This window comes from Oerskovia sp. Root918, assembly GCF_001428945.1.
GTDB classification, from domain to species: domain Bacteria; phylum Actinomycetota; class Actinomycetes; order Actinomycetales; family Cellulomonadaceae; genus Oerskovia; species Oerskovia enterophila.
This window is the reverse complement of the sequence record NZ_LMJG01000001.1, coordinates 40556-54856: the sequence shown is the minus strand read 5'-3', so window position 1 is coordinate 54856 and position 14301 is coordinate 40556. Positions and strand designations below refer to the sequence as shown.

Here is a 14301-nt window from a genome sequence, read left to right as displayed (position 1 = left end):
CCTTCCTGCTGGTCTGATGTGTGTCCCGGGTGCCGAGAACGAGGTTGCGGTCGTTCTGGCCGGCATACCGACCACGACCTCGTTCTCGACCGCGGCTCAGGCCGTGAGCCCCAGCCCGCGCGCGATGATCATGAGCTGCACCTCGGTCGTCCCCTCCCCGATCTCGAGCACCTTGGAGTCCCGGTAGTGGCGGGCCACGGGGTTCTCGTTGAGGAACCCGTAGCCGCCGAAGATCTGCGAGGCGTCGCGCGCGTTGGCCATGGCCGCCTCGCTGCCCACGAGCTTCGCGATCGACGCCTCGACCTTGAAGGGCGCGTCGTTCGCGAGCTTCGACGCCGCGTCGTAGTAGCAGAGCCGTGCCTGGTGGACGCGGGCCGCCATGCGCGAGAGCGTGAACGCGATGTGCTGGTTCGAGCCGATGTCGCGGCCGAACACGTTGCGCGTCCGCGCGTACCGCAGCGCCTCCTCCAAGCACCCTTGGGCAGCCCCCGTGGCGAGCGCCGCGAACGCGACGCGGCCCTCGTCGAGCACGCGCAGGAAGTTCGCGTACCCGCGCCCCTGCTCGCCCAGCAGGTTCGCCTCGGGGACCCGGACGTCCTCAAAGGTCAGCGGGTGGGTGTCGGACGTGTGCCACCCGACCTTGTCGTACGCCGGCCCGACCGTGAACCCCTTCGTCCCCGACGGCACGAGGATGCTCGACAGCTCCTTCTTCACGGTCCCGTCGGCCCGGGTCTCCTCGCCCGTGACCGCGGTGACGGTCACGACGCTCGTGATGGGCGTCCCGGAGTTGGTGATGAACTGCTTGCTGCCGTCGATGACCCACACCCCGGCGCCGCCGTCGGGCCCGGTCTCGATCTGTGCCGTCGTGCGCGTCGCGCCCGCGTCGGAGCCCGCCTCGGCCTCGGTCAGCCCGAACGCCGCGAGAGCCCGTCCCGTGACCAGGTCCGGCAGCCACCGCTCGCGCTGCGCGGCGGTCCCGTGCCGGACGATCGGCATGATGCCGAGCCCGACGCCGGCCTCGAGGGTGACCGCGATGCTCTGGTCGACGCGCGCGAGCGCCTCGACCGCGAGGCACAGCGAGAGGTAGTCCTTGCCCTGGCCGCCGTGCTCGACGGCGAAGGGCAGGCCGAACAGCCCCAGGTCGCCCATCTCGCGGATGATGTCGAGCGGCAGGCGGCGCTCGGTGTCGTACGTGTACGCCGCGGGCGCGACGACGGTGTCCGCGAACTCGCGCACGGTGTCGCTGAGCTTGCGCTGCTCGTCGGTGAGCTCGGTGTTCATGGCGCTCCTGGGGTGTGGGAGGGGACGGGGACGGCCGGGGTACCGGCCTGGGTGGGGACGTGCGAGGGCGGCGTGACCACCGCGGGGGCAGGCCCGTCCGCCGGGGCGGGAGACACGTCGTCGGGCACCTGGTCGACGCGCGCGACCACCTCGTCGCGGCGCACCAGGTCTCCCGGGCGGATCGTGAGCCGCACGACGCCCGCGTGCGGGGCCCTCAGCGCGTGCTCCATCTTCATGGCCTCGACCGTGACGAGGACCGCGCCCGCGGCGACGGTCTCGCCGTCCGCGACCGCGACCGTCACGACCGTGCCGGGCATGCCCGCGCGGACGTCGGGGCTCGTGAGAACGTCGGCGCCGTCGGCGTAGGCACCGCGGGCGGCGGCACGGAGGGCGAGGAGCTCGGCGCGCGTCGGGACCGCGACCTGGACCACCCGGCCCCCGCGCGCGAGCCACACGCTCGCGTCCCTGGGGTCGGCCGCCAGGTCCACGGTCTCTCCCACCCCGTCCACGACGTAGCGCCACGCGTGCGCGCTCCCCGCGACGGGGGTCAGCGCGGCCCGCCGGGCTGCCTGTGGGTCCCCGTCCACGTGCACGACGGCGTCGCTCGCCTCTCCCGTCACGGTCACCTCGCGGGGTGCACGCGTCGGGGTCGTCGTGCCGGGCGCCGTGTCGACCAGGGTGACCCTGCGTGGGCGCGGCGCGGCGTTGAGACGCCAGCCGTCGTCTGCACCCCACGGGCCGGTCGCGTGCGGCGTCGCGCCCCGGGAGCCGGGAGCGCGCGCCCCGAGCGAGAACAGCGCGACGGCCACGAGGTCGTCCTCGGTCGCGGTCCCCGGGGGCACTCCCCCCGCCGCCACGAACCGCTCGATCAGCCCCGTGTCGAGGTCGCCGGACCGGACGTCCGGGTCCCCGAGGAGTGCCCGCAGGAAGCCGATGTTGGTGTCGACCCCCAGGACGAGCGTCTCCGCGAGCAGGCGGTCGAGCCGGTCGAGCGCCTGGGCGCGGTCGGCGCCGTGCGCGACGGCCTTCGCGAGCAGCGGGTCGTAGTCGCCCCCGACGCGCAGCCCCTCGGTGAGGCTGCTGTCGAGACGCCACCCCTCGCCGTCGGGCTCGGTGAGCGCGAGGACCTCGCCCGTCGCGGGCAGGAACCCGCGGGCCGGGGACTCGGCGTAGATCCGCGCCTCGATCGCGTGGCCCCGCAGCGCGACGTCCTCCTGCGCGAACCCCAGCGCCTCCCCCGCCGCGACGCGCAGCTGGGCCTCGACCAGGTCGAGGCCCGTGACCATCTCGGTCACAGGATGCTCGACCTGCAGGCGCGTGTTCATCTCGATGAAGAAGAACGTGGTCGGGTCGTCGGCGGGCACGAGGAACTCGACCGTCCCGGCGCCCTCGTAGTCCACGCTGCGCGCGACCTCGCACGCGGCGGCCCCGATCCGGGCACGGGTCGCGGCGTCGAGCAGGGGCGACGGCGCCTCCTCGACCACCTTCTGGTGGCGGCGCTGGAGGGAGCACTCGCGCTCTCCCAGGTGCACGACGGCGCCGCGCGAGTCCGCGAGCACCTGCACCTCGATGTGGCGCGGCCGGGCGACCAGGCGCTCGACGAGCAGCGTGCCGTCGCCGAACGACCGGGTCGCGACGCGTCGGGCGCTCGTGAGCGCGGCCGGGAGGTCGTCGGCCGACGTCACGACCTGCATGCCCTTGCCGCCGCCCCCCGCGGAGGGCTTGACCAGCAGCGGGAAGCCGACGTCGCGCGCGGCCCGCGCGAGCGCCTCGTCGTCGAGCGCTCGGCCCGTCACGGGGTCGCGGCCCGTGCTGCCCGGCACGACCGGGACCCCGCGCGCCGCGACGATCTCCTTGGCCGTGATCTTGTCGGCCATGGCCTCGAGCGCCGCGACGCTCGGCCCGACGAACACGATGCCCGCGTCCGCGCAGGCCCGCGCGAGCTCGGGGTTCTCCGACAGGAAGCCGTAGCCGGGGTGGACCGCGTCGGCGCCCGTGGCGCGGGCCGCGTCGATGATCGCGGGCACGCTCAGGTACGACTCGGTCGCGGGGGCCGGGCCGATCCGCACCGCGGCGTCGGCGAGGGACACGTGGCGCGCGCCGGCGTCGGCGTCGCTGTGGACCGCGACCGACCGGATGCCGAGGCGCCGCAGCGTGGCGATGATGCGGCACGCGATCTCGCCGCGGTTGGCGACGAGGACCGTGCCGAAGGGGCGCCGCCCCGCGGACGAGTTGTCAGAGCTGGGCCGGGGCATAGCCCGGCTCGCTTCTGACAACTGGTCGGTGGTGTGCTGCGGGAGCATGGCCCTCACATCCTGAAGAGCCCGAACCGCGGGCCCTCGGTCGGGGCCAGAGGCGTGCGGGCGCACACGTCGAGCGCGAGTCCCAGCACGCGGCGCGTGTCGGCGGGGTCGATGATGCCGTCGTCCCAGAGCCGGGCCGTCGCGTAGTACGGGTCGCCCTGCTCCTCGTAGCGCGAGCGGATGTCCTCGCGGAACGCGGCCTCGTCGTCGGGCGCCCACTGCTCGCCCCGCGCCGCGAGCTGGTCGGCCTTGACCGTCGCGAGCACCGACGCGGCCTGCGGGCCGCCCATGACCGAGATCCGGCTCGCGGGCCACGACCACAGGAAGCGCGGCGAGTACGCGCGCCCGCACATCGAGTAGTTGCCCGCCCCGAACGACCCGCCGACCACGACCGTCAGCCTGGGCACGCGCGTCGTCGCGACGGCCGTGACCATCTTGGCTCCGTCCTTGGCGATCCCCCCGGCCTCGGCGTCCGTGCCGACCATGAACCCCGAGATGTTCTGCAGGAACACGAGCGGGATGCCGCGCTGGTCGCACAGCTCGACGAAGTGCGCGCCCTTGAGCGCCGACGGGCTGAACAGGACCCCGTTGTTCGCGACGATCCCCACGGGGTGCCCGTGCAGGTGCGCGAACCCCGTGACCAGGGTGTCGCCGTACTCGCGCTTGAACTCGTGGAACACGCTGCCGTCGACGAGCCGCGCGACGATCTCGCGCGCGTCGTAGGGCGCCTGGACGTCGACCGGGACCGCGCCGTACAGGCTCTCGCCCGGCCCGCCGGGCTCGTCCTGCCCGACGGCGGGCGGGGCGGTCTCGCGCACGGCCCACGCGGGTGCGGGGTCCGGCGGGAGCGTCGAGACGATGCGGCGCACGATCGCGAGCGCGTGCTCGTCGTCCTCCGCGAGGTGGTCCGTGACGCCCGAGCGGCGCGCGTGCAGGTCGCCGCCGCCCAGCTCCTCGGCCGTGACGACCTCGCCGATCGCGGCCTTCACGAGCGGCGGGCCGCCCAGGAAGATCGTGCCCTGGTTCCGCACGATCACGGTCTCGTCGCTCATCGCGGGCACGTACGCGCCGCCCGCGGTGCACGAGCCCAGGACCGCCGCGATCTGCGGGATGCCCGCGGCCGAGAGCCGGGCCTGGTGGTAGAAGATCCGGCCGAAGTGGTCACGGTCGGGGAAGACCTCGGCCTGCAGCGGCAGGAACGCGCCGCCCGAGTCGACCAGGTAGATGCACGGCAGCCGGTTCTCGAGCGCGATCTCCTGGGCCCGCAGGTGCTTCTTGACCGTGAGCGGGTGGTACGTGCCGCCCTTGACCGTCGCGTCGTTGCACACGACCAGCACCTGGCGGCCCTCGACCAGGCCGATCCCCGCGATCACGCCCGCGCCGGGCCACTCGCCGCCCAGCATCCCTTCGGCCGCGAGCGGCGCGATCTCCAGGAACGGGCTGCCCTCGTCGAGCAGGTGCTCGACGCGCTCGCGGGGCAGCAGCTTGCCGCGCGCGACGTGCCGGGCGCGCGCCTGCTCGGGGCCGCCGAGCGCGGCACGGGCCGAGCGCTCGCGCAGCCCCGCGACGAGCGCTCGCTGCGCCGCGTCGTTGGCCAGGGCCGTGGCGGAGGCCGGGTCGACGGTCGTCCCCAGGACGTCGCCGACGCCCGGCGCGCGCGTGCTCGGCAGGGTCGCGGTCACGACGCGCCGCCCGTCCGGCGAGCGGCCTGGCCGTCAGGGTCAGCCGGGTCGGCCGGGTCGGCCGGGTCGGCCGGGTCGGCCGGGTCCCCCGCGAGCAGCAGGGCGAGCGCCGGGTCGGCGAGCAGCGCACCGAGCTCGGCGAGGAAGCGGGCGCCCTGCTCGCCGTCGACCACACGGTGGTCGAACGACAGGCTCAGCGTCACGACGTCGCGCAGCGCGACCTGGCCCTCGTGCTCCCACGGGCGGCGGCGCACGGCCCCGACGCCCAGGATCGCGGCCTCCCCCGGGACCAGGATCGGCGTCCCGGCGTCGACGCCGAACACCCCGACGTTGGTGATCGTGATGGTCCCGCCCGTCAGCCGCTCGGGCGCGGTGCGTCCGCTGCGGGCCGTCGCGGTGAGGTCCGCGAGCGCCTCGGCGAGGCCCGTGAGCCCGAGCGTGTGCGCGTCGGGCACGTGCGGCACGACGAGCCCTCGCTCGGTCGCGACCGCTATCCCCAGGTGCACGCGCGGGCTGTGGACGATCTCGGCGCTCCCGTCCGGCAGGTCCTCCCACCGGCTGGCGAGCGACGGGTGCCGCGGCAGCACGACGCACAGCGCCCGCGCCACGAGCGCCAGGACCGTGATGCGCGTCCCGCGGGCGAGCGGGTGGCTCCGGAGCCGGTCGAGGAGCTCGGTGCTGGGCGTGACGTCGACCGTGAGGAAGACGGTCGCCTGGGGAGCGGTGAACGCGCTCGCGACCATCGCGGCGGCGGTGTGCTTGCGCACGCCGCGCACGGGGGTGCGCGTCTCGCGGGTACCAGGGTCGCCCGTCCCTCGGCCGGGGGTCCCGTCGGCGCGCAGGCCCGACGGCGTCGCTCCCGCCCCATGGTCGGGCGCGGCCGGCACACGGTCCTCGTCGGGCGGGGGGAAGCTGCCGGCACGACGGGCTGCCGCGCGGGCCAGCCCGGACTGGCCGAGGATGTCGCGCAACGAGGTCGGCGCGAAGCGCCCCGTCGTGCGGAGCGCGGTCTCGTCCCCGTCGGCGTCCGTCCCGGTGGTGTCGTGGCCCGCTGTGCCGCGGTCGGCGACGTCGCCGGTCACGAACCCTCGGGACAGCGGGCCCGCGGCGGCCGTGCTCGGCAGGCCGTGGACGCCGTTGCGCTCGCGCCCCGTCCCCGCTCCTCGACCGGCCAGGGCGCCGGTCCCTGTCCCGGTCCGGTGGCCCGTCGCCTGTTCGGCCCCGGCAGCCGTGCCGTCCCTGGCCCCGGCCTGCGCGCAGCTCACGGCCGACAGGACGTCCTCGCGGGTCACGAGCCCGCGGGCCCCCGTCCCGACGACCCGTTCGAGGTGGACCCCGAGCAGCTTGGCGAGCCGGCGCACGGGCGGCGTCGAGCGCGGTCGCTCGGCCGGGACGGCCTCACCCGCACCCGCGAGGGTCCCCGTACCGGTGCCGGGACGCTGGCCGGGCGCCGGCTCGTCCGTCGAGATCGGGCTGGTGGGGGTTCCGACCGGGCCTTCGACCCCCGTACGCCCGTTCTCGATCGCGGCGCGAGCAGGAGCGCGTCGGGCACGTCGCGCGGGTCGGCCCGACCGCTCCGGCCGCGCCCCGTACCCGACGAGGTTCGGCTGAGGCGCCTCCTCGGCGACCTCCGCGTCGCCGCCGGCCGAGTCCCCCGCGGAAGCCGCGCCGTCGGGCACCCGAACCGCCGTACCAGCGCCCGCCGAACTGCCCGCGGACGCACCGCCGTCGGGCGCTCGACCCGCCTGACCCTTGCCGGACGCCCTCCCCACGGACGCACCGCCGTCGGGCCGCGTGCCCGCGGAACCGCCTGACGAGGACGTGCCTCCCGGCGCCTCGCCCTCGTCGGGGACCTCGAACGTCACGAGGGGTTCCCCGACGTTGACCGTCTGCCCCGGCTCGGCGTGCAGCACCGTGACGACCCCGGCGTAGGGCGACGGGAGGTCGACGAGCGCCTTGGCGGTCTCGACCTCCGCGATGACCTGGTTCAGCTCGACCGTGTCGCCCGCGGCGACGTGCCAGCTCACGAGGTCGGACTCGGTGAGGCCCTCGCCGAGGTCGGGCAGGCGGAACTCGCGCGTGCTCATCACCGTGCCGCCCCCTCGAACGCCGGGCTGTCGGACTCGTCGTACGCCCCGCGCCCCAGGACGCGGTCCACGCCGTCGAGCAGGCGGTCGAGGTCGGGGACCTGGTGCTGCTCGAGCTTGGCGGGCGGGTACGGGACGTCGTGCCCCGTGACGCGGAAGGGCGCGGCCTCGAGATGCTCGAAGCAGCGCTCGGTCGCCGCCGCGGCGATCTCGGCGCCCAGGCCCGCCTGGTGCGGCGCCTCGTGCGCGACGACCAGGTGGCCCGTCTTGCGGACCGACGCCGCCACGGTCGCGTGGTCGATGGGCGAGAGCGAGCGCAGGTCCACGACCTCGACCGACACACCCTCGTCGGCGGCGGCGACGGCCGCGTCCCGGGCCGTCGTCACGAGCGACCCGAACGTCACCAGCGTGACGTCGGTGCCCGGCACCACGACGCGCGCTGCGTCCATGGGCGGTGCCGAGCGGAGGTCGGCCGCCTCGTTGACCTCGCCCTTGAGGTGGTAGCGACGCTTGGGCTCGAAGAACACGACCGGGTCGTCGCACGCGATGGCCTGCTGGAGCACGGTGTACGCGTCCTGCGGGTCCGAGACGGTCACGACGCGCAGTCCCGCGGTGTGCGCGAAGTACGCCTCGGGCGACTCCGAGTGGTGCTCGGCGGCACCGAGCCCCCCGCCCACGGGGATGCGGATCGTGATCGGCAGGCGCACGGCCCCGCCCGTGCGGGCGTGCATCTTGGCGAGCTGGGACACGATCTGGTCAAACGCGACGTACACGAACCCGTCGAACTGGATCTCGCACACGGGCCGGTAGCCGCGGTACGCGAGGCCCACGGCCGTGCCCAGGATGCCCGACTCGGCGAGCGGGGTGTCGAGCACGCGGCGCGGCCCGAACTCCTTCTGCAGCCCGTCGGTCACGCGGTACACGCCACCGAGCCGGCCCACGTCCTCACCCATGACGACGACCTTGTCGTCGTTCGCGAGCGACCTGCGCAACCCCGCGTTGAGGGCCTTGGCGAGCGTCAGGGTGGTCATCGGGCGCCTCCGGTCGGTGCGTCGGTGCCGGTGGCCGGGTCGGTGGTGCCGGCGGCGGGGTCGGCGGGCCCGTCGCCGTCCGCACCGTCGGCGAACCCCTCGAGGTACTGCGCGTACGCGGCGCGCTCGGCCGCGAGCGCCGCGTGCGGCTCGGCGTAGACGTGGTCGAAGATCGTGAGCGCGGGCGGGTCCTCGAGCGCGATGCACCCGGCCCGCAGCTCGGCCGCGGCCCGGTCGGCGACGCCCTGGACGCGGGCCTCCTCGTCGGCGGTCAGCAGGCCGAGCCCCGTGAGGTAGGTCCGGTAGCGGGAGATCGGGTCGCGGCCCGCCCAGGTCTCGAGCTCCGCGGGGTCGCGGTAGCGCGTGGGGTCGTCGGCCGTGGTGTGCGGGCCCATGCGGTAGGTCACGGCCTCGACGAACGTGGCGCCGCCGCCCGTGCGGGCCCTGTCGAGGGCCTCGTGCATGACGGCGAGGACCGCGAGGACGTCGTTGCCGTCGACGCGCACGCCCGGGAGCCCGAACCCCGCGGCGCGGTCGACGAGCGGCACGGTCGACTGGATTGTTACGGGCTCCGAGATCGCCCACTGGTTGTTCTGGCAGAAGAACACCACGGGGGCGCCGTAGGTCGCGGCGAAGACGAACGCCTCGTTGACGTCGCCCTGGCTCATGGCGCCGTCGCCCAGGTAGGCGACCGCGACGGCGTCGGCACCGTCGTTCTGGACGCCCATGGCGTAGCCCGTCGCGTGCAGGGTCTGGGCGCCGATGATGACCTGAGGCGTCGCCATGTTGACCGCGTACGGGTCCCAGCCCGACGCCGTCACGCCGCGCCACACCCGCACGAGCTCGACGAGCGCGACACCCCGCGTGTACGCCACGGCGTGCTCGCGATAGCTCGAGAACACGAAGTCGTCGGCGTGCAGCGCCCGGCCCGACCCGATCTGCGCGGCCTCCTGGCCCAGCAGCGGGGGCCACAGCGCGAGCTCACCCTGGCGTTGGAGGGCCGTGGCCTCGGCATCGAGGCGCCGCACCACGATCATGTCCTCGTAGAGGCGCAGCGCGAGCGCGGGGTCCGCGTCGAGCCCTTCGAGCCATCGGTCGTACTGCGTCGATCCGTGTCGTGCACCGGTCTCGTCGAGCAGCTGGACGGCGTCCAGCCCCGTTCCCCGCACTACCCGGCTGTCCACCTGGCTGGGCGTCATCGCGTCACCTCGCGTCTGCTCCCGTGCTCACCGTCGAGCACCCCGGCGCTCCTCGTCGAGCACCGGATACCGCGAACGTAACCCCACCCCGCACATGGCTCCAGTCATCACGGAAAGGCTGGGCAGTGTGCTGCGCGTCACAGGGATAGGCTGAACACTGTGCGCAGCTACGATGCCGTCGACCTCGATCTCCTCGTCGCGCTCGCGAAGGACCCGCGCGGCACGATCGTCGCGCTCGCCGAGCGCCTGCGGCTCTCGCGGAACACGGTGCACGCACGCATGGCCCACCTCGAGGAGGCCGGTGCGTTCCTCGACTTCGACCGGCGCATCGACCCGGAGTTCCTGGGGCACCCGCTGACGGCGTTCATCGAGGTCGAGGTCAAGCAGAAGGAGCTGAGCCGCATCGTGGCGACGCTCGCGGAGATCCCCGAGGTCCTCCAGGCCCACGGCCGCTCGGGCACGTCGGACCTGCGGGTACTGGTCGCGTGCCGCACCACGGACCACCTGTTCCGCATCGACGCCGCGATCCTCGCGATCGACGGTGTCGAGCGCACCGAGACCTCGCTCTCGATGGGCGAGCTCATCCCCTACCGGGTGCGGCCGCTGATCGAGCGGGCGCGCAAGACCCTCTGACGAGGGCGTGGGCCGGAGTCAGCGGCAGAGGGGTCGACGGCGGAGTGATCAGCGACTGAGGGCCCGCGGCGGGGGGGCAGCGCCCGGGGGCGGAGCCCTCGACGAGCAGGTTCGGCTGGGCAGGAACGGCGTTCGCTGAGCAGGAGCCGCTCCTGGTCAGCCGAACAGCCCCGACACAAGCCCCCGGACCCGGCGTGGGCCGGGTCAGCGGGGGCAACCACTTCCCCCGTCCTCACCGCAGGTCGCGCAGGTACGCCGCAGCGCCGTCGAACGCGGCCATGCGCCGCTCGTAGTAGACCGCGAGGATCAGCAGCAGCCCGCCCGCGGCGGTCAGCGTGAGCATCCACGGCCCGGCCGAGATGGCCGTCCCGAGCTGGCTCACGAACACCACGAGGATCTCGACCGGGAGCACCACGACGCCCAGGACGAACGGTGCCGCGAGGTGCAGGCGCGTCCCGACCAGCACGGCCGCGAGCGCGAGCCCGACCACGAGCACGGCCCGCCAGGTCCGGGCGTCGGTGTAGGTCGCGAGGACCGAGGGGCCCAGCGTCGCGGCGATCCCGACCGCGAGCGTGCGCCACGAGCCCACGAACCCGACGGGCCAGTCCGCGAGCCGCGCCACCGGCGCTCGTCCCGGCGCGGGCGCGGGACCCGACGACGCCACGAACGCCAGGTATCCCGCGACCAGCAGGCCCGCCCCGAGGGGCAGGGAGAAGACCTCGACACGCAGCTCGCGCGGGGACCAAGCGCCGATCGCGGTGACGAGCGCGAGCCCCCACACGAACCACGCCGGAGGCCAGCGCAGGTCCTCGGGCGCCGTCGTGCGCAGCGCCTGGCGCACGGTGTGCACGACGAGCACCAGGAGCGCGACCTCGAGCGACCAGGTCAGGACGATCGCGGTCCAGCTCTCGCCGACCGCGGCCACGGGCCCGACGACGGCGAGCACCATCGCGGGCGCGGCCCACCACCGCCGGGCCGTGGGGGCGAGCCGGAGGTGGGCGACGTCGTCGGGCCCGGCGCCCGTCGCCCCTGGCCCCGTGGACGCCGCCGACACCACCCGGTGTCCCGCGAGCGCCGCGAGCGCGGCCCCGGCCGCGGACCAGGCGAGCGCCCCGAGGTAGGTCGCCGTCGGGTCGTCCCCGGCGCCCCCCGAGGCTGCGACGAACCGCAGCGCGGCGGCCAGGCCGCCGACCGACGCGAGCACCGCGGCGAGCGACAGGTACGTCGCGGCATCCCTCGCCCACGAGGTGCTGACGCGGGTGCCGCGGGCCGCGAGCCGGCGGGCGACCTCACCACCGACGACGAGCACGAGCCCCAGGGCGAGGAGCACGGGGTTGCGCCACGGACCCGCGTCGGGCAGGAGGATCGAGACGAGCAGCGACGGCACCACGAGCAGTGCGAGGCCCCCCGCGACCAGGCGTCGACCACCCGGTCCGCGACGCGCGAGGATCCCGCCGACCACGACCGCCGCGAGCGCGGGCGGCGCGGTGTACGCCTCGACGAGACCGACCCCGAGCAGGCTCAGCAAGGACCACAACGCCCCGACCCACAGCGCGGCCGCGAGCCACCACGTCCAGCGGCGGGCGGGTCGACCCGCGACGACCGCGGCGCCGGTCCCCAGGACCAGGAGCACGATCATCGCGGTCTCGGGCCCCGCCGAGACGCGCACCAGCGAGAGCAGGACCGCGACCGCGGACGTGACGAGCGTGCTGACCTCGACCGCCCGGCCGACCGGCTCGGTGTGCGCGTCCGGGAGCCCGCGCGCGCCGAGGAACGCGAGGGCCTGCGGGACGGCCACGGCCGCGACGGCCGTGAGGATCGCGACGAGCGGGAGCACGACGGGCGACCCGCTGCCCGGGACGAGCTCCGCGCCCAGGCACACGAGCACGACCGAGGCCGTCGGGAGCAGGAGCCCGGCCGCCGCGACCCGCACGGCGCGCGTCATCCCGGGGCGTCGTGTCAGGACCAGGACGGCCTCGAGCGCGAGCATGGTCGCGGCGGCCACGGTCGACCAGTAGCTGCGCTCCTCGAGGACCGAGGCCACGCCCAGGACGAACGGCACCGACGTCGTGACCAGGACGGCCCACCACGAGGGACGGTCGACGGCCCGCAGGCGCGTCACGACGATCGCCACGACCGAGGCCGTGACCGACACGACCGCGAGCGCCTCGACCCCCGCGAGGCCCGCCCACCCGAGCGTCATGCCCAGGACCAGGAGCGCGTACCCGTAGCCGACGCCCACGAGGTACGGGCGGACCCCCGCGGGCACGACCCGTCGGGCGAGCAGCAGGAGCCCCAGCACGACGGCGCCGCCCAGGACCGCGGTCGGGCGCGCCGCCCAGGAGACGACGGCTGCCATGCCCGTCAGGGCGAACGTGCCCGCGAGCGCCGCTGCGAACCACGGGGCCCGGCGCGCCGCAGCCCACCGGTCGGTGAGCACGAGGAGCGCGAGGGCCAGGGCCGCGAGCAGCCCGAACGACGTGAGCGCAGCCCACGCCGGGTGCAGCGCGATCCCGGTGAGCAGGAAGAGCACGACCCACGGCAGGCCGGCGCGGGCACCCGAGCCGAGCCACGTCCCGAGGCGGAGCACGCTCAGGCCGAGGAGCGCCAGGGCGAGCGCACCGACCCCGACGAGCGCGGCCGTCGTCGTCGCGTCGTCGAACACGCCGTCCTGGGCGAGCGGGACGTCCGTGAACGACCACTGCGGACCTGCCGCCCGGACCGATGTCAGCGCGACCAGCACGCGCGCGGCCAGGTACCCGACCGCCGGGAGGGTCGCCGTCGCGAAGACCACGAGCGCGCCCGTCACGAGCGCCTCCCGGGAGCGTGCCGTGGCCCGCGCGGCCGTCGCGGCCGCGACCAGGACGGCGCCGGCCGCGAGTCCGGCGACGGGGGCCAGGCCGATCGACCACGGCCAGTGCCCGACGCCGAGGAGCACCGCCGCGAGGACCGCCACCGCGCCCGTGACCCACCACCAGAGCCGCTGCCCCGTGCACCGGGCCAGGATCGCGGCCGTCGCAGCACCCCCGACCATGACCAGGGCCGCGCCGCTCCACCCGGGGAGCCACGAGACCGGCGGGACGGCCATGCCGACGAGGAGCGCGGTCGGGTACACGAGGTAGCGCGCGACCTGGAGCACGGTCGTCTCCGCGACCAGACGGGATCCGAGCCTGGTACCCGAGACGCGCGCGACCGGCAGCTCCAGGAGGGTCACGAGGCAGGCCGCGAGCATGCCGACCGCGTACACCCCGGACTCCGTCCCGAGGTCCCCGGACGCGCCCCCGGCGACCGCGCCCGCGAGGACCACGGGAACCACCGGGGCGAGGATCAGCCCGGCGGCGCTCCAGGTCCGCATGCGCACCAGGTGCCCGGCCACCAGCAGACCCGCCGAGACGAGGAGCAGCAGCATGCCGCGCGCGAGCGCCGGGTCCGTGCCACCGAGCAGCCCGGCGCTCAGGAACAGCTCGACGTCGACGAGCAGCAGGACGACGCCGAGCGCACCGATCGACTCGGCCGAGGCGCCCATGCCCCGCAGGCGCAGGAACACGGCGGCCCCGAGCGCGAGGAGCGTGACGACGCCCGTGACGAGCGCCCGGACCGCGAGGTCGTCCGCGAGCGTGAAGAAGACGAACACGATCGTCGCGACCGCGAGCAGCCCGGCCCCCGCGCTCGCGAGGATGGGCTGGAGGCCGACGCTCGACCGGGTCGGTGCCGGTGCCGGTGCCGCGGGAGCGGTGTACACCGGTCGGCGCGCTGCGCCCGCCACGGGCACGGGGGGCTGGGGGCGGGCCGGGGCCCCCTGGGCGCGGAGCCGCTCGTCCGCGGACCGCAGGGCGCGCAGACCGGCGGCTCGCCGGTCGAGCGCGGCGGCCGCGTCGCGCGACGCGCGCAGCACCTCGACCGCCCACGGCCCCGACAGGGCGAGGCCGCACGCCTCGCAGCGGGTCGACGTGAGGACGGTCCCGCACCCGGGGCACGCGTGCTGGTCGCGCAGCCGCTCCGTCGCGACCTCGACCCACTGTTCGCTCATGCGCACATCATGGCGAACTCCCAGGTCAGGCATCGGCCCGTCCCGTGGGGTGTCG

The 14301-nt window shown here is 75.5% G+C and carries 8 protein-coding genes; 1 reads left to right on the top strand and 7 read right to left on the bottom strand.

The features are described from left to right. Nucleotides 1-96: 96 nt before the first annotated feature. The 6 genes from ASE27_RS00220 to pdhA are packed head-to-tail and all read right to left on the bottom strand — an operon-like array spanning nucleotide 97 to nucleotide 9583. The gene (locus ASE27_RS00220) at nucleotides 97-1281 is read right to left on the bottom strand and encodes an acyl-CoA dehydrogenase family protein (protein WP_056644454.1); all 1185 of its coding nucleotides are present in this window, start codon (nucleotides 1279-1281) and stop codon (nucleotides 97-99) included. Then, nucleotides 1278-3536: a biotin carboxylase N-terminal domain-containing protein gene (locus tag ASE27_RS00215; RefSeq protein ID WP_056644451.1), complete on the bottom strand. Its 2259-nt coding sequence runs from the start codon at nucleotides 3534-3536 to the stop codon at nucleotides 1278-1280. The genes ASE27_RS00220 and ASE27_RS00215 overlap by 4 nt, the downstream gene beginning before the upstream one ends. Before the next feature lie 53 nt (nucleotides 3537-3589). Beyond that, a complete protein-coding gene (locus ASE27_RS00210; protein WP_200955877.1) occupies nucleotides 3590-5218 on the bottom strand; it encodes a carboxyl transferase domain-containing protein in 1629 nt (542 codons plus the stop codon). 44 nt (nucleotides 5219-5262) lie between these two features. Then, entirely contained in the window at nucleotides 5263-7353 is a 2091-nt protein-coding gene (locus ASE27_RS19565) for a dihydrolipoamide acetyltransferase family protein (RefSeq protein WP_235535309.1), read from the bottom strand. After that, on the bottom strand, nucleotides 7353-8384 hold the full coding sequence (locus ASE27_RS00200; RefSeq protein ID WP_056644448.1) for an alpha-ketoacid dehydrogenase subunit beta: 1032 nt from the start codon (nucleotides 8382-8384) through the stop codon (nucleotides 7353-7355). The genes ASE27_RS19565 and ASE27_RS00200 overlap by 1 nt, the downstream gene beginning before the upstream one ends. Beyond that, on the bottom strand, nucleotides 8381-9583 hold the full coding sequence (gene pdhA / locus ASE27_RS00195; RefSeq protein ID WP_056644445.1) for a pyruvate dehydrogenase (acetyl-transferring) E1 component subunit alpha: 1203 nt from the start codon (nucleotides 9581-9583) through the stop codon (nucleotides 8381-8383). Before pdhA ends, ASE27_RS00200 begins: the two co-directional genes overlap by 4 nt. A gap of 159 nt (nucleotides 9584-9742) precedes the next feature. Here pdhA and ASE27_RS00190 point away from each other — a divergent pair, with 159 nt between their 5' ends. Further along, the gene (locus ASE27_RS00190; protein WP_056644442.1) at nucleotides 9743-10216 is read left to right on the top strand and encodes an Lrp/AsnC family transcriptional regulator; all 474 of its coding nucleotides are present in this window, start codon (nucleotides 9743-9745) and stop codon (nucleotides 10214-10216) included. Nucleotides 10217-10448: 232 nt separating this feature from the next. On the opposite strand, the gene ASE27_RS00185 is transcribed toward ASE27_RS00190, so the two are convergent. After that, complete coding sequence (locus ASE27_RS00185; protein ID WP_056644440.1) at nucleotides 10449-14246, bottom strand: SCO7613 C-terminal domain-containing membrane protein; 3798 nt, start codon at nucleotides 14244-14246, stop codon at nucleotides 10449-10451. Between the last annotated feature and the right edge of the window lie 55 nt (nucleotides 14247-14301).